A 16,368-nucleotide genomic window follows, 5' to 3' on the forward strand; every position below is an offset into this window, starting at 1 on the left:
CGCCCGGGCCCCTTCCGCCCTTCGCCGGCGGCCTGCCGTCCCTCACCGGAACAGCGAGGACATCGCCATGACCGCAACCCCCGCCCTCCTCGACGAGCCCGCCGGTCCGCACATCCTGTTCGTGGAGGACGACGCGGTGATCCGGGACACACTCCGCATCGCGCTCCAGCGCTACGGCTTCACCATCTCCACCGCGGCCGACGGCCTCACCGGTCTCGAGCTCTTCCGGAGCGCGCACCCGGATCTGCTGCTGCTCGACCTCATGCTTCCGGAGCTCGACGGTATCGGACTGTGCCGGAGAATAAGGGAGTTCAGCCTCGCGCCGATCCTCGTGGTGACGGCGCGCGGCGACGACCTGGACATGATCTCCGGGCTGGAGGCGGGCGCGGACGACTATGTGGTCAAGCCGTGCGAGAGCGCGGTGCTCGTCGCGCGCATACGGTCGCTGCTGCGCCGCGCCTCCTTCGCGTCCCCGCTCGGGGAGCCCGCACGCGGGGAGCCCGCTCGCGACGAGAGCGGGGCGGACGCCCGGTCCGTCCTCACCTTCGGCAACCTGACCATCGACACCTCCGGAATGGAGGTGCGGCGCGCGGGCGAGATCGTGGCGCTGACCCCCACGGAACTGAGACTGCTGCTCGCGTTCGCCGAGTCACCGGGCATCGTGCTGGAGCGCAGGACGCTGCTGAGAAAGGTGTGGGACCACGCCTGGGACGGTGACACGCGCGTGGTCGACCTGCATGTGAAGCGGCTGCGTGCCAAGATCGACGCCGAACGGATCGAGACCGTACGCGGCTTCGGGTACAAGCTGCGGCGCTGACGGTGCCTTGGCGTCCGCCGTCCTCCGTGACGGCCCGGTCCTGGTATCCCTCGCGGTCCTTGCGGTGGCGCATCGCGGGACTGGTGGCCGCGGCGACCTGTGTGACCGTCGTCGTCCTTGAGGTACTGGTCGATCGCGCCTCGCGCGCCTTCGAGTTGGAGCAGTCCCGCTCGATCGCCATGCTCACGCTCGACCGGGCCGCCGTGTCCTACGCGCGTACGGGTCTGGTCGACGGGACCGGGGCCGAACTGGACGCGGCCGAGGTGCCCGGGGAGCTGCGGGTGCTGGTGCGCCAGGGGCGTCAGGGCACTCAGTACGCGGACGGTCCCGACGGTCCCGCGATGTGGGCCGCGCGCCCCGCCGGCACGCGGACCCTGTCGGTGCGGCACTCGTTGAGCACCACGTTCGGCAACCTGGAGGCCTTCAACACGTCCATTCTGCGGGCGGGCCTGTTGACGGTCGTCGTCGTGCTGCCGCCCGTCTGGCTCGTCGCCGGGGAGATGAGTCGCAGGCTGCGTACGGCCGCGGGCACCGCCCGGCGGATAGCGGCCGGTGATCTGGACGCCCGGATCTCCGCGATGCCCCGCCCGTTCGACGAGATCGCCGAGATCTCCGGTGCGGTCGACTCGATGGCGGCCTCGCTCCAGGCGCGATTGCGGAGCGAGCAGCGCTTCACCGCGGATGTCGCCCATGAACTGCGCACGCCGCTCATGGGGTTGGTCACCGCCGCCGAACTCCTCCCGGACGGTGAGGCGGAACTCTATGTGCGGGACCGGGTGCGCGCGCTGTGCGCGCTGGTGGAGGATCTGCTGGAGATCTCCCGGCTCGACGCGGGCGTGGAGCGCGCGGACTTGCAGCACTGCGCGCTGGTGCCGCTGCTGGAGGAGGCCGTGGAGCGGGTCGCGGTTCCGGCGACGGTGCTCGTCGGTGGCGCCGCGGACCCGGCGGACATACGGGTGTGGACCGATCCCCGCAGGCTGGAGCGCATCGTCGCCAATCTCGTCGTCAACGCGCACCGGCACGGCCACCCGCCCGTGACGGTCACGGTGGGTGTGGACGCCGACACCGGTGTGCACAGCGTGACCGTACGGGACAGGGGGCCCGGCTTCCCCACCGGGCTGCTGGACGGCGGCCCTCAGCGGTTCAGGACGGGCGCCCGTGAACGCGGTAAGGGACATGGACTCGGGCTGACCATCGCGCTCGGGCAGGCGCATGTCGTCGGGGCCACTCTGACGTTCGGCAACGCCCCGGACGGCGGGGGCGCCGTGGCCCTCGTACGGCTTCCCCGCGGTCCGGCTGCGGAGCCGCTACCGGACTGACACACCGTCGACGTCGTACGGACGTACCGCTGACGCGCCGTCGCGGCACAGCCGAGCCGGCCCCGACGTCTGTCCTACCTCAGGACGACACATTCGCTTCACAGGATGGCACCCGCACCTGAACTGACGACGTTCCGGGGAAGGACTGCCGCAATGGACGCGAAGACCGCTCATGGCGCGCGCGAAGAGACCGTGGTCGACCTCGCCGCATACGGCGCGCGATTCGTCGAGAACCCCTATCCCGTCTACGCGGAGCTGCGCGCGAAAGGACCGGTGCACCGGGTCCGTGTGCCCGGCCAGGAGCGGGACTTCTGGCTGGTCGTCCGCAACGAGGAGGGCCGGCGCATCCTCGCCGACGCCCGCTTCAGCAAGGACTGGCGCTCCCAAGGGGTCTGGCCGGCCGACGCGCTTCCGATCAACGAGAACATGGTGGAGAGCGATCCGCCCACCCACACGCGCCTGCGCGCCCTGGTGACCCGCGAGTTCACCGCGCGGCGGATCGAGGCGCTGGCCCCCCGGGTACACACGCTGACCGCGGAGCTCCTGGACTCGATGACCGAGGCCCGGGACGGGCGGGCCGAACTGGTCGCCGCGCTCGCCTTCCCGCTCTCCATGACGGTGATCTGCGAGCTGCTCGGCGTGCCGGACCTGGACCGGCAGTCGTTCCGGCGGTGGTCCAACGAGATCGTGGCCTCCTCCTCTCCCGAGGCGACCGTCGAGGCCGTGCGGGCGGTCAACGCGTATCTCACCGGCCTCATCGAGCACAAGCGCGCCGAACCGGATGACGACCTGCTCAGTGCCCTGCTGCGCACTACCGACAAGGAGGGAGACAGGCTGAGCCCGGAAGAGGTCGTCGGCATGGCCTTCCTGCTGCTCGCGGCCGGGCACGAGACCACCGTCGGCCTGATCTCGAACACCGTGCTGGCGCTGCTCCGCCACCCGGACCAGCTCGCGCTGCTGCGGGCCGACTTCTCCCTCACCGGCAACGCGGTCGAGGAGACACTGCGCTACGACAGCCCGACGGAGAACTCGACCTACCGGTTCGCCACCGAGGCCATGGACTTCTGCGGCGCCCGCTTCGAGCGGGGCGATCCGGTGCTGGTATCGCTCGCCGCGGCCGGGCGTGACGGCGAACGTTTCGAGGACGCCGAACGCTTCGACATCACCCGCACCACGCGCGGACACCTCTCCTTCGGCCATGGCATCCACTACTGCCTGGGCGCCCCGCTGGCCCGGCTCGAAGCCGGTGTCGCGGTCCGGGCCCTGCTGGAGCGCTGCCCCGATCTGCGACTCGACACCTCCGAACCCCTCGTGTACGTACCGGGGATGCTCGTCCGCGGCGTGCGCCGGCTCCCGGTGCGATGGACGGGGTGACCCCGCCTCCGTACCGCTCCCTCGTCTCCCCGTCCCGAGCACCCCGAGCACCCCGGAGCAGTCCATGAGTACCGACACGGCGAATGCGGCGCACGACACGGCCCGTGGCCCGACCGGCGACGTCGCCAGGATCAGCACGGACGACACCCATACGTTCTTCTTCGACCACCCCCTCGATCACATACCGGGAATGCTGCTCGTGGACACCGCCCTGCACCGGGCGGAGGACGCCGCCCGCGCCGGTCGGCACGCCGCGGGTCCCATGCGGGTCCGGGCCCTCGATCTGACGTTCAACGGCCTGTGCGAGCGCGGTTCCGACGCCTTCCTCCATCTCGGGGCGGACCGGCCGGGCGGGCGCGCGTTCACGCTGGACGTACGCCAGGACGAGGCGAGCGTCTGCACGGGATCGCTGCGGCTGGAGCCCGCTCCTCGGCGGGAGCTCTTCACCGAAGCGCCGGGACGAACGCCAGGACACGGCCGCCCGCGGCGCGCGCCCGCGGAGCTGGTCCACAAGAGGTCCTCGGACAACGTCCTGATCGGGCCGCTGCGGCAGACCGGCGAGCACAGCTACACCACCGACATGATCGGTCCACCCGCCGATCGATGGCCCGATGTGCATCCCGCGACCGTGCTGGTGGAGGCGATCCGGCAGACGGCGACCATCACCTCCCACACCGCGTGGGACATCCCCACGGACTGGCAGTACATCCTCATGTCGATCCGCCTGACCCTCTCCGGCACCGCGACCTGGCCCCGCGCCCCCGAACTGGTCTGCCGCGTAAGCCCGTTGAAGGGCCGCGCCCGCGGCGGGATCGACATCGGCGTCCAGGTCGACGGAACACAGGTCGGCCATATGCACCTCAGGGCCCGCGCCGTACCCCCGGCGGCGTACCGGCGGATGCGCGAGGCCGCGTCGAAGGCGGCGGAGGGGACGGCATGAGGCGGTGGATCACCGAGAAATTCCCCGCGCTCTTCTTCTTCACCGGGTTCCTGGCCGGCGCCGGGGCTCTCGTCCGGGCGGCGCGGGCCACCGCGAGCCCCACCTTCCCCATGCCGGCGCTGATGATCGGCGTCTATCTGTGCTGGGTCCTGCTGGAGGCGCGCATCACCTTCCGCACCGCCGGCATGCGGGACACCGAGGACGACCACGGCACGGAGATCGTCTACGGCCTGTCACGGTTCGCGACCGTCCTGGCCGCGCTCTACGGTCCGCTGCCGGACACGGCGCCGCTGCTGGCAGCCGGCCCGCTGCTGCTCCTGCTGGCCGGAATCGCGCTGCGACTCGTGTCGATCCGGACGCTCGGCGCCTTCTACTCGCACCGGGTGCGCAAGGACGCCCAGCACCGCGTCGCCACCTCGGGACCGTACCGGCTGCTCAGACATCCGGCCTACGCGGGGATGATCCTCGCGCACATCGGCCTGGTGGCGCACTTCCTGAATCCGTTGAGCGTCGCGCTGTTGCTGCTGCTGTTCGTCCCCGCGGTCGTGCACAGGATCCGCGTCGAGGAGAAGGTGATGTCGACCGTCGCCGGCTACCGCGACTTCATGGCGGGCCGCAAACGGCTCGTGCCGTTCCTGTGGTGACGCGGGCGCCGCTCGCGTGCCGACCGCCCAGGATCGCGCTGACCGGAGCCACCGGTTACGTGGGCGGCGCGTTTCTGCGGCATCTGTCGGGGATGGCGTCGCCCTGGCCGGTCACGGCGCTGGTGCGGCAACCGCCGCCGCGGCGACTGCCGTTCGTCACCTACGTGCCGGGCGAGATCCCGGGGCGGCTGCCCGTCGGCTTCCCGCCGCCCCGCACCGACGTCCTGATCCATCTCGCCAACGAGAACCGCAGCCGCGACCAGGACGTACTGCACGCCGTGAATGTGGCGGGCACCCGCGCTCTGCTCGGCGCGGCCCCCGCCTCGCTGAAGGGTGTGCTGCTCGGCAGCTCCATGTCCGTCTACGGCAGGGGCGCCCAGATCAAGGTGGCGGAGACGGCGCCCGTCCGGCCGTCGACGGCTCTGGGCCGCGCCCGGCTGGGCGCCGAGCGAGAGGTCGCCGCGTCCATGCGGCGGCGCGGCGGAACCGCCTATCTGCTGCGGCCGCGGTTCATCACGGGCCGGGACGACACCTCGTTCCTGCCCGGCATCGGCAGGCTTCGGCGGCTGCCCCTGCGGGTGCCCGCGGACCGGACCCGCTTCAGCGTGATCGACGTTGACGACTACGGCTCGGTGATCGCGCAGCTCGCGCGCCGGGTGCTGGAGCGTGCCGCGTGCGGCACGCCGGTACGTACGGCGGTGAACGTCGCCTACCGCAGACCCGTGGCCCTTCGGGACCTGTTCGACCTCCTGGCGGCCTCGCCGGGCCCCGGCCCCGTCCCCGTCCGCTGGCTGCCGGCCGCCCCGGTGCGGGCCCTGAGTTCCGTGCTCCCCGGGCAGGGGGCGTCCCGGCTCGCGGAGCGACTCGACCTGGTCACCCGGTCCCACTGGGCCGACGTCGGCCTCCTGGAGGGCGAGATCGGAACCGCTCTGACCGCGAAATCACCGGAAGCGGTGGTGCGCTCCTACCGGGCGTACGAACCCGAACAGGAAAACTCATGAAAGAGACACTCATCGAGACGCTCGGCGACGGCATGACGCCGGACAGCGTCGGCTGGAAGTTCGCCCGGCTGAAGACGCTCCAGGAGCGCGGTGTCCGGGTCCCGGGACTGTTCTGCCTCACCGGCGCGGCCTACCACCGCGCGGTGGCACCGGTCGCGGAAGCCATCGACTCCCTGGTGCGCACCACCGACCTGGACGACTGGGACCGGGTGTGCGCCACCAGCGCCCGCATCCGTGAGGTCATCGCCGAGGCCGGACTCGGCCCCGAGGTGGAGCGGGCCCTCGAACGCCGGCTGGCCGCCGATTTCCCCGACGGCCCGCTGCTGGCGGTGCGGGCCTCGGTCATCGGTGCCCGGGGCCAGGGCGAGGACTCGGCGCGGAACCCGTTCGCGGGCATGAGCGACAGCTTCCTGTACGTCCCGCCGTCCGGGGTGAAGGAGGCGGTGCTCAACTGCTGGGCATCGGCGTTCAGTCCGGAGGGACTGCTCTACCGGCACCGTCAGCGTCTGCCCTTCTCCGGGCTGTCCGTCGCCGTCGGCGTCCAGCGCATGGTCTTCGGTGAGCGCTCGCTCGTCCTGTTCACCTGCGACCCCACCAGCTACGCCCGCAACACGGTGATCAGCGCAAGCTGGGGCATCGGCGAGGGCGTCGTCCAGGAGAAGGCTCCGGTCGACCACTACTTCGTGCACTCGCGCACCGGGAACGTCGAGAGCCTCGTGGCCCGCAAGACGACCATGGTGACCCTCGACCGCGAGCGGGGACACGGAACCGTCGAGACCGCCGTGGCGAGCGAACGCGTCGCCGTTCCCGTGCTGAGCGACGAGGAGGCCAGGTCGCTGGCCGGGCTCGGCCGCGACATCGAGAAGATCTTCGGTGAGCCGCAGGACATCGAGGCGACCCTCACCGAGGACGGTCTCGTGCACGTGGTGCAGTCGCGGCCCGTGACCATCGAGGCCGACCGGCACCGGATCTGGAGCAGCGCCAATGTGTCCGAGAGTTTCCCGGACACGACGACCCCGATGACGTACTCGGTGGCGCGCCGCTTCTACTGGTTGCTGAACCACGACTATCTGCGCCGCAGCGGGGTCCCCGAGAGCGAACTGCACGAGCTGCACGAGACGATGACCCGGCTGCTCGGCTTTCTCGACAACCGCATCTACCACAGCATCAACGCCTTCATCAGGATGCTGTCCGCCGTGCCGATGTTCGACAGCGTCCGGCGCGACTGGGAACGCCTTGTCGCCGAACTCGACACGTTCTACCACCACACGTCCAAGGGGCCCACCGGCTTTCGCGCCCGCGGTCGCCGGGCGGTCCGGCTGGTCACCGGATGGGGCCGGGTGGCGCGTGCGTACTGGACCCTGCCCCGCGACTTCGAGGACTTCCAGGAGCGGTGGAGCGCGCTGCTGCGGGAGGTGCGGACCGGGTCGACCGCGAGCGAGCATCCGCTCAAGCTCGTCGCCGACTACCGGCGCACCTGGCGCACGGCGGGACGGCTCTGGGGCATCACCCTCGTCAATTACCAGTTCATGGTGCTGTTCCACAAAGCCGTCGAACTGGCCATGGACCGCTGGGGCGTCGACGAACAGGAGACCCTCTTCAGCCAGTTGCTGTGCGGCGGCCGGCAGCTCAAGGGCGCGGAGATCGCGCTGAGCGCGGTACGGCTGGCCGAGCGGGTGCGCGCCGACGCGGAACTGCACGACCTGTTCCTGGCCGGCCGGCCACGCGCGATCTGGGACCGTCTGGATGCGGGGAAGCTGCCCGGCGAGTTCACCGAGGAGGTGCGCCGGCACATCGAGCGGTACGGCGACCGCGGCATCGCGGAACTGAAGCTGGAGAAGTCCAACCTCCGCGACACCCCGTGGGAGCTGATCCGGCTCGTCCAGCAGTACGCCGCGAGCGACCTGACCGTCGCGGACATGGAGGAGGTGGAACGCGGGACGCGCCTGGCGGGCGAGGCGCTGCTGTGCTCCAAACTGCCTCGTGCCCGGCTGCGGCGCCGCATGCTGCTCGGTCTGTTCGACCGGCTGCGTACGACCCTGTACTACCGGGAGGCCGGCCGGTACATGCGCAGTGAGCTGTTCGGCTACAGCAAGCAGGTCATCCGCGCCCTGGGCGTGGAGTTGCACCGCCGCGACGTGCTCGGCGACCCGGAGGACGTGTTCTTCCTCGATCTCGACGAGCTCTTCGGCTTCGTGGACGGTACGGGCTCCACCCGCGATCTGGCGGGACTGGTCGCGATCAGAAGGCGCGACCTGGAGAAGTCCCGGACGCTGCGGCCGGTGCGCGAGTTCGCCACCGGCGACGTGGTGGCGACGTCGGTGCCGCAGCAAAAGGACGTGTCGCCGGACGGCACGGAGGGCGTCGACGGGCTGCGCGGTCTCGGCTCCTGCCCGGGAAAGGTCCGCGGATACGCGCGTGTCCTGTCGGACCCGGCCCTGGACGGGGAGTTCCCCGCCGACAGCATCCTCATCACCCGGGAGACCGATCCCGGCTGGCTCTACCTCATGCTCGCCTCGAAGGGGATCGTCGTCGAACGCGGCAGCCTGCTGTCGCACACCGCCATCACCGGCAGGAAGTTCGGCATACCGACGATCGTGGGGGTGCCGGACGCGACCCGGAAGATCCCCGAAGGAAGCCTCATCGAGGTCGACGGAGGCACCGGCCGCGTCGTGATCCTGGACGAGGCCCCCAGGTGAGGCCGCTGCGCGCCTTCTGGCGGTTCTTCTCCCGGCGCTTCCCCGCCCTGCGCTACCTGGCGTACGTCGTGCTGTGGCCGGCGGGCGTGCTGGGCGCGCTCGCGCCGCTGCGTCCCGCCGGGGCGGCGGTGGGTCCCGGTGTCGCGGAGCAGGTGTGCGCCGCACTGGCCCTGTTCGTGATCCTGTTCTTCATGCGCGCGGTCGACGAGGTCAAGGATCTCGACTACGACCGGCAGTTCCATCCCGACCGTCCCCTCGTGACCGGCGAGACGGATGCCGCGACGATCCGTGTCCATCTGGCGGGGGCGGCGGCGGTCGCCGTGGCGCTGAGCGCCGTCGTCGGTCCGGCGGCCGTCGTGACGGGCTTGGCGATCATGGCCTACAGCGTGTTCCTGCTCGTGCTGGAGAGCACGTCCGAGCGCTTCCGCGAGAGCGTCTGGGGGAACATCGCCGTCACGATCCAGCTGAAGACCGGACTCATCTGCTACGTGGCGCTGTCGGCCGGGTCCGGTGCTGCAGGGACGCCGCCGCTGCCGACCGCGCTCGTGGCCCTGTCCTTCCTCCTGGCCTATCTGCACTGGGAGATCGCGCGCAAGACGGTTCGGACGCGGTTCGCCCTGCCCGGCGAGAAGCTCTACTCGACGGCGATCGGCGCCCCGTGGAGCCTCGGTGTGGCCGCGGGTCTCATGGTCACCGCCTGTGCCCTGCGCGCGGTGGTGGCCCTGGGGCCGGACGCGGACGGGGTACCGTCTGCCGCTCTCGCGGTGCTGGCGGTACCACTCGCTCTCGTCGCCTGGGGCGTCGTCGGCTTCCGCAGGCGCGGAGAGGTGCGGCATACCGCCGGCGGGCCGGCGTTCGCCGCGTATCTGGCGTTCCTCGCGACCGGGGCGGTGCAGCCCGCGCTGACGGACGGGGCGCCGCCCTGGTTCGGCTGAACCGGGCTCCCTCCTTCCCCTCTCCCTGCTTCCCCCTGCTTCCCCCTGCTTCCCCCTGCTTTCCCTCCGACGCAAGGTGTGGTGTGTCATGAACGGACGTGTCGTTTACGCCGACTTCGAGTACCCCATCCCGCTGGGCGGCGCGCGCATTCTGTCGGCGCATGTGAAGCTGCTCGCGGAGGCCGGGGTGGACGCCTACCGGTGGTCGCCGACACCGGGATTCCGGTACGCCTGGTTCGACGACAGCGGCGTACCGACCCTGTCGGGCATGGAGATCGACCTGACGGCCGACGACCTCCTGGTCGTCCCGGAGATCTCGGTCCTGCCCGGACACGACCCGGCGCCCGGCGCCCGCAAGGTCGTCTTCAACCAGGGGCACTTCCTCACCTTCCTCACCAGCGGCGCGGTGGACCGGTATCCGGGGTTCGCCCCTGATCCCGGCATCTGGACGATCTCCCGGGAGAGCGTCGACGTCCTCAGCCGCGCTCATCCGTATCTGCCCACACCCCTGCTGATCCCGAACCCCATCGACGGCGAGCTGTTCCGCCCCGCCGAGCGGCGGGTGACGAGCATCGCGTGGATGCCGCGCAACCGCCCCGCCGAGTCACTGCTGCTGGAGCGGCTGCTCCGCGCCGATCCGCGCGGCGAAGGCGTCGAGTTGCGCCCGATCCGGGGATTGAGCCACGAACAGGTTGCTGAGGTCCTCGCCGACACGTCGGTCTTCGTCGCGCTCGGCTCACCGGAGGGAGAGGGATTCGGCCTGCCCGTCGCCGAAGCGCTGGCGAGCGGCTGTCTGGTCGCCGGCTATCCGTTGGGCGGCGGCGAGGAACTCTTCGACGCGCCCTCGGCCTGGCGCGTACCCGACCTGCGTACGGGTCTGCTGGCCGACCGCGCCCTGGAACTCGTCCGGCGGCCGGAGGACGGCCTGCGTGCCGAAGGGCGGCGGTGGCTGCTCGACCGGTACCACCGGAAGACGACCACGGACGCCCTGCTGGCGGCGGTCGACGCGGCCCGGAACCTGCCGGGCGGCCCGGCCACGGCGACCCACTTCCTGGCCTGGTCGGAGGAGTACCGGCCGTTCTTCGTGTCCCAGGTGGCGGCCATGGAGGCGGCGCAAAGGGAGAGTTGACCGTCCTCGCAGCGCGGAATCCGCCGAGGCCGAGGTGTACCGGCACGATCTTCCCCCTGCGACGAGCAGGGTGTGCCCGGCGCCGGTCCCGAGCCGGTCCAGGGCGCGGGTGACCGTCCCGATGCCGCCCGTCGCGCCACCGAGCCGGGTCAGGTCCGTCAGGACGAACCCCTCGTCTCCGGGACCGACGCCGGTGACGCCGTCCAGCTTGCCGGCGGCCGTACGGTGACCTCGGCGCCCGGGCTGAACTTCTCCAGCAGTTCGGCGAGTTCGGCCGCCGCCGCCTCGACCTCGGCGACCGGCATCGGGGCCAGGCTCTCCAGCAGGAAGATGCCCGACGCAGTCTGCTCGGTGAGGCGGGTGCGCGGGCCCTGGCGCCAGTTCCAGCGGCGGCAGGTCACGCCGGCCCCGTCGCACCACACCACCTCGCCCGCGTCCGGGTGTTCGACGGTCTCCTCGCCGCCCGCGACGGTGACGAAGTCCTCCTCGCCACTGGCACGCACGAGGCGCATCCCGCCCTCGATCAGGTCGAGGTCCTCGCCGCCGACGGGGATGAGGTGGGCGACGCTGATGGCGTTGTAGAGGTCCACGAGCAGGTTGATGCGGGGCAGGCCGGCGCCGGTCAGCGCCCGCCTGGCCAGCGCCTCGGCCGAGTTGCGGGTGCGGGAGGGCTTGGAGCCGAACGCCGTGTACGTCTCGCGCCAGGCGGCCATGTGCGCGTCCTCGTGCGGGGCGCGTCCGTCCAGACGGGCCGCCAGACGGCGTGCGGCGTCGTCGAGGAGCGCCGAGGAGCCTTCGGTGCTCGGTCCGCCGACCAGCCCGCGGGCCTCGACGGCCACGTGGGTGAAGCCGGGCGCGAGTGCGCGTACCTCGTCGGACACGGTGAGCGTCAGTGCCATGTTCTCCCGCCTCGCGGTCAGAGTGCGGCCGGGAGTGTCTTCCACAGCCGCGGCCGGTCCGGAGCGGCCCTGAGGGCGGCCAGCACGGCCGGGTGCGGTTCAGCGTACAGCACCGGGTAGTCCAGCTCGTTGGACTTGCGGTCCGGCACGAAGGCCAGACGCTCACCGGCGAGGGAGAACCGGGCGTCGACACCCGGCTTGTTGCCGCGCGGGTCCTGCCGGTGCCAGGCTCCGTCGAACCGGACGGCGACCAGTCCGTGCACCACATGCCCGCCGTCGTCATCGCGCGTCAGCCGCTGGTAGCACAGCGCCGTCGGAATGCCCTCGGCCCGCAACAGCGCCGCCAGGGCATGGGCCTTGGCGTAGCAGATGCCGGTGCGCACGCGGAGGACGTCGGAGGCGCGCCAGGTGACGCGCGGGTCGCCCGCGTCCTGCGAGTGGGGGATGCCGTCGCGCACGAATTCGTACGCGGACCGCGCATAGGCATACGAGTCCGCCACCCCCTCCGCGAGCCGGGCAGCCGTTTCGCGGACCATCGGGTGCTCATGATCGACCACCTCGTCGGCGGCCAAATAGGCAGACAGGTCGGGGGTGTTCTGGATCAGCTCCATGCCCGCAGAGCATAGGAATGCGACCACTCGACCGTCAATGACTTTTCGAGCGATCGCATAACCATGCAGATCGGATCTCTGGCCGATCCGACCGGGGGCGCTAGCGCGCCATCTCCTCCTTCAGCGCGGCCACGAACGCGTCCACGTCGTCCTCGGTGGTGTCGAAGGCGCACATCCAGCGCACGACGCCCTCCGTCTCGTCCCAGAAGTAGAAGCGGAACCGCTTCTGCAGACGCTCGCTCACGTCGTGCGGGAGCTTGGCGAAGACCCCGTTGGCCTGGACCGGGTAGAGGACCTCCACCCCGTGCACGGCGCGCACGCCCTCCGCGAGCCGCTGCGCCATCCCGTTGGCGTGCCGGGCGTTGCGCAGCCACAGGTCCTTGGCGAGCAGCGCCTCCAACTGCACCGACACGAAACGCATCTTGGAGGCGAGCTGCATGCTCATCTTGCGGATGTGCTTCATCTGACGGACGGCGTCCTGGTTGAGGACGACGACCGCCTCGCCGAACATCGCCCCGTTCTTCGTCCCGCCCAGGGAGAGGATGTCGACGCCGACCGCGTTGGTGAACGTCCGCATCGGCACGTCCAGCGAGGCGGCCGCGTTGGCGATGCGGGAGCCGTCCAGGTGCACCTTCATGCCCCGGGCGTGCGCGTGCTCGCAGATGGCGCGGATCTCGTCGGGCGTGTAGAGGGTGCCGAGTTCGGTGCTCTGGGTGATCGAGACGGCCTGCGGCATCGCCCGGTGCTCGTCCTCCCAGCCGAACGCCTGGCGGTCGATCAGCTCGGGGGTGAGCTTCCCGTCGGTCGTGGGCACGGTGAGCAGTTTCAGGCCGCCCATGCGCTCGGGGGCGCCGCCCTCGTCGACGTTGATGTGCGCGCTCTCCGCGCAGATCACCGCACCCCAGCGGTCGGTGACCGCCTGGAGCGCCACGACGTTGGCGCCGGTCCCGTTGAACACCGGAAACGCCTCCGCCGTGGCGCCGAAGTGGCTGCGGACGATCCGCTGGAGGTTCTCCGTGTAGTCGTCCTCGCCGTACGCGACCTGGTGCCCGCCGTTGGCCATGGCCAGGGCGGCGAGCACCTCCGGGTGGACCCCGGCGTAGTTGTCGCTGGCGAACCCGCGGACCTGGGGGTCGTGATGGCGACGCGCGTCGGTCCGGGGAGGGTTCACGGCTTCTCGGTGAGCCACAGACGCTTTCCGTTCACTTCCGCGGCGGGCTTGCTCCACACGTCGACGATGGCCTCGGCCAGGTCCTTGACGTCCGTGAAACCCGCGAACTTCGCGTTGGGCCGGTCGGCGCGCATCGCGTCGTGCACCAACGCCTTCACCACCAGGATCGCAGCCGCGGACGTCGGCCCTTCGGCGCCCTCGGCCTTTCCCGCCTTGCGGAAGTAGTCGGCCATGGCCAGCGTCCACGCCTCGGCGGCGGCCTTGGCGGCGGAGTAGGCCGCGTTGCCCGCGGTGGGCTTGCTGGCGCCGGCCGCGCTGATCAGGACGTACCGGCCGCGCTCGCTGCGCTGAAGCGCCTCGTGGAAGGCCAGCGAGGTGTGCTGCACGGTGCGGATGAGCAGCAGCTCCAGGAAGTCCCAGTCGTCCAGGACGGTCTTGGTGAAGGTCTCGCTGCCGCGCCAGCCGCCCACGAGGTGGACCAGACCGTCGACCCGGCCGAAGTCCTTCTCGACGTGCGCGGCCCAGTCACGGGTGGACTGGAGGTCGAGCAGGTCGACGGTGTCCCCGGTGACACTGGCGCCGCCGGAGCCGTACCGGGCGGCGTCCACGGCCTGCGAGAGCCGCTCCGGGTCGTTGTCCGCGCCGACGACGGTCGCCCCCGCCTCGGCGAGCCTGAGCAGTGCCGCCCGGCCGGCCGGCCCGCCCGCGCCGGCCACCGCGATCACCGCACCGCTGAGAGCCCCGTTCCCCGCCATGTTCCTCGCCTCCTGCGCAGTGTTCTCAGTCTCGCGGCCGCTCACGCGGCGGCCCGCTCGGCGCTGTCCCCCGCGACGCCCGTGGTGGAAGTAATGCGCCTGTGTCCTTCAGTTTTCACTTCTTCCTCCACCAAAACGTCACTCATGCCGTAAATCTTTGCAGGGCAGAGCCTATCCACCAGCCCCGGCCCCCTCGTACGGGGCGATCTTGCCCAGGGCGTCGGCGCGCATGCCCTCGGAGCACACCCACTCGTCCGGCCCGGGCTCGCGCCCCCCTGCCAGAATGCCTTCGCCCTGCCCTCACTGCTCGCCGGAGCCGTCGAGCGGGACGGCGCCCCCTGCCGACCCGGCTCGCGCGCCGAATCCGCCAGGAATCGGCCCCCACCGTGCGGCGGGGGCCGATTCCTGGAGACTCAGGCTGCCGCGACGATCCCCTTCGTGGAGGCGATCACGTTCTTCAGCTTCTTGGACAGGGCCTCGAAGAACATGCTGAGCGGGAACTCGTCCGGGAGGACGTCGTCCACGAGCTTGCGCGGGGGCTGGGTCAGGTCGAGGGCGTCGGGGCCCTTCGCCCACTTGGAGCCCGGGTGCGGGGCGAGGTAGGTGGAGACCAGCTCGTAGCCGGCGAACCAGTGGACCAGCTTGGGGCGGTCGATGCCGTCGCGGTAGAGCTTCTCGATCTCGCCGCACAGCTGGTTGGTGACCTGCGGGGCGCGCTCCCAGTCGATGCTGAGCTTGTTGTCGGTCCAGCGCACCACGTCGTGCTTGTGGAGATAGGCGAAGAGCAGCTGACCGCCGAGGCCGTCGTAGTTGCGTACGCGCTCGCCGGTGACCGGGAAGCGGAACATGCGGTCGAACAGCACCGCGTACTGCACGTCCCGGGCCTGCGCGACACCGTCGGCCTGGAGCTTCACGGCCTCCTTGAAGGCGGTCAGGTCGCAGCGCAGCTCCTCCAGGCCGTACATCCAGAACGGCTGGCGCTGCTTGATCATGAACGGGTCGAAGGGCAGGTCGCCGTGGCTGTGGGTGCGGTCGTGGACCATGTCCCACAGCACGAAGGCCTCCTCGCAGCGCTTCTGGTCGAGGACCATGGCGGCGATGTCCTCGGGCAGTTCGAGGCTCAGCAGGTCGACGGCGGCGGCGGTGACCCGGCGGAAGCGGGCGGCCTCGCGGTCGCAGAAGATGCCGCCCCAGGAGAACCGTTCCGGCGCCTCGCGCACGGCGATGGTCTCCGGGAAGAGGACGGCGGAGTTGGTGTCGTAGCCGCCCGTGAAGTCCTCGAAGGTGATGCCGCAGAACAGCGGGTTGTCGTAGCGGGTGCGCTCCAGTTCGGCCAGCCAGTCCGGCCAGACCATGCGCAGGACGACCGCCTCCAGATTGCGGTCCGGGTTGCCGTTCTGCGTGTACATGGGGAAGACGACCAGGTGCTGGAGGCCGTCCGCGCGGTTCGCGGCGGGCTGGAAGGCCAGCAGCGAGTCCAGGAAGTCCGGCACCTCGAAGCCGCCCTCGGCCCAGCGGCGCAGGTCGCGCACGAGCGCCTCGTGGTAGGCGGCGTCGTGCGGCAGCAGCGGGGACAGCTCCTCGACGGCGTCGGTCACCCGGCGTACGGCGGCGTCGGCGTCCGCGCGCCCGGGGGCGCCCTCGGCCGTGAAGTCGATCGAGCCGTCCTTCGACTGCCATGGCCGGATTCGCTCCACGGCATCCTTGAGCACGGGCCACGCCGGGTGCTCAACCACCCTGGCCACCGGAGGAACCTTCTCCTCCGCACCCACCTGCACAAGAATTTCCGTCATGACTCATCCTCCACGGGACAACCTCGCGTAAGGAGACGGTATACATACAGGGTTTCTCCCAGCAAGGGGCCCCTCGGGAAATAATTCTGCGCACAGCCATGGTCACCGGCTATTTTCCTGCCGTACACCCGGACGGGGCCAGACCCGGTGGCCTGGTCGAGTGACAGACGCCACGTCGACCCGAGAGCGGTTTCCGGCCCCGGGCGACCGCGCGAGGGCCGCACGGCCCGGCGGTCAATGTGCGGACGACTCGCCCACGCGGGAGTGACCGTCGTGGCGGA

The 16,368-nt window shown here is 71.0% G+C and carries 14 protein-coding genes; 9 read left to right on the forward strand and 5 right to left on the reverse strand.

What is annotated here, in order from left to right; genetic code table 11:
* The first annotated feature begins 67 nt into the window (after positions 1-67).
* The 9 genes from cseB to ACIOWN_RS07615 all read left to right on the forward strand — a co-directional run bounded on the left by cseB (position 68) and on the right by ACIOWN_RS07615 (position 10,858).
* Entirely contained in the window at positions 68-817 is a 750-nt protein-coding gene (gene cseB, locus ACIOWN_RS07575) for a two-component system response regulator CseB (RefSeq protein WP_401981015.1), read from the forward strand.
* A gap of 59 nt (positions 818-876) precedes the next feature.
* A complete protein-coding gene (locus ACIOWN_RS07580) occupies positions 877-2,136 on the forward strand; it encodes a sensor histidine kinase (protein WP_401981018.1) in 1,260 nt (419 codons plus the stop codon).
* Between the two features lie 153 nt (positions 2,137-2,289).
* Positions 2,290-3,510: a cytochrome P450 gene (locus tag ACIOWN_RS07585; protein ID WP_401981020.1), complete on the forward strand. Its 1,221-nt coding sequence runs from the start codon at positions 2,290-2,292 to the stop codon at positions 3,508-3,510.
* Positions 3,511-3,574: 64 nt separating this feature from the next.
* Positions 3,575-4,450 (forward strand): AfsA-related hotdog domain-containing protein, encoded by an 876-nt coding sequence (locus ACIOWN_RS07590; protein WP_401981022.1) that lies wholly within the window; start codon positions 3,575-3,577, stop codon positions 4,448-4,450.
* Positions 4,447-5,094: a methyltransferase family protein gene (locus ACIOWN_RS07595; RefSeq protein WP_401981024.1), complete on the forward strand. Its 648-nt coding sequence runs from the start codon at positions 4,447-4,449 to the stop codon at positions 5,092-5,094. The genes ACIOWN_RS07590 and ACIOWN_RS07595 overlap by 4 nt, the downstream gene beginning before the upstream one ends.
* Complete coding sequence (locus ACIOWN_RS07600; protein ID WP_401981027.1) at positions 5,091-6,095, forward strand: NAD-dependent epimerase/dehydratase family protein; 1,005 nt, start codon at positions 5,091-5,093, stop codon at positions 6,093-6,095. The genes ACIOWN_RS07595 and ACIOWN_RS07600 overlap by 4 nt, the downstream gene beginning before the upstream one ends.
* Entirely contained in the window at positions 6,092-8,794 is a 2,703-nt protein-coding gene (locus ACIOWN_RS07605; RefSeq protein ID WP_401981028.1) for a PEP/pyruvate-binding domain-containing protein, read from the forward strand. Before ACIOWN_RS07600 ends, ACIOWN_RS07605 begins: the two co-directional genes overlap by 4 nt.
* On the forward strand, positions 8,791-9,729 hold the full coding sequence (locus tag ACIOWN_RS07610; RefSeq protein ID WP_362349785.1) for a hypothetical protein: 939 nt from the start codon (positions 8,791-8,793) through the stop codon (positions 9,727-9,729). Before ACIOWN_RS07605 ends, ACIOWN_RS07610 begins: the two co-directional genes overlap by 4 nt.
* A gap of 88 nt (positions 9,730-9,817) precedes the next feature.
* Positions 9,818-10,858, forward strand: a complete 1,041-nt coding sequence (locus tag ACIOWN_RS07615; protein WP_362349787.1) for a hypothetical protein — start codon at positions 9,818-9,820, stop codon at positions 10,856-10,858.
* A gap of 158 nt (positions 10,859-11,016) precedes the next feature.
* On the opposite strand, the gene ACIOWN_RS07620 is transcribed toward ACIOWN_RS07615, so the two are convergent.
* The 5 genes from ACIOWN_RS07620 to ACIOWN_RS07640 all read right to left on the reverse strand — a co-directional run bounded on the left by ACIOWN_RS07620 (position 11,017) and on the right by ACIOWN_RS07640 (position 16,087).
* The gene (locus ACIOWN_RS07620; protein ID WP_362349788.1) at positions 11,017-11,757 is read right to left on the reverse strand and encodes a phenylalanine--tRNA ligase beta subunit-related protein; all 741 of its coding nucleotides are present in this window, start codon (positions 11,755-11,757) and stop codon (positions 11,017-11,019) included.
* A gap of 17 nt (positions 11,758-11,774) precedes the next feature.
* Positions 11,775-12,368 (reverse strand): transglutaminase domain-containing protein, encoded by a 594-nt coding sequence (locus ACIOWN_RS07625; protein ID WP_362349790.1) that lies wholly within the window; start codon positions 12,366-12,368, stop codon positions 11,775-11,777.
* Between the two features lie 100 nt (positions 12,369-12,468).
* Entirely contained in the window at positions 12,469-13,539 is a 1,071-nt protein-coding gene (locus ACIOWN_RS07630; RefSeq protein ID WP_362349791.1) for a low specificity L-threonine aldolase, read from the reverse strand.
* Entirely contained in the window at positions 13,536-14,294 is a 759-nt protein-coding gene (locus ACIOWN_RS07635; protein ID WP_362349792.1) for an SDR family NAD(P)-dependent oxidoreductase, read from the reverse strand. Before ACIOWN_RS07635 ends, ACIOWN_RS07630 begins: the two co-directional genes overlap by 4 nt.
* A 413-nt stretch (positions 14,295-14,707) precedes the next feature.
* Positions 14,708-16,087: a DUF6421 family protein gene (locus ACIOWN_RS07640; RefSeq protein WP_362349794.1), complete on the reverse strand. Its 1,380-nt coding sequence runs from the start codon at positions 16,085-16,087 to the stop codon at positions 14,708-14,710.
* Between the last annotated feature and the right edge of the window lie 281 nt (positions 16,088-16,368).

Origin of the sequence: Streptomyces sp. NPDC087787 (assembly GCF_044743035.1) — a bacterium.
Lineage (GTDB): Bacteria > Actinomycetota > Actinomycetes > Streptomycetales > Streptomycetaceae > Streptomyces.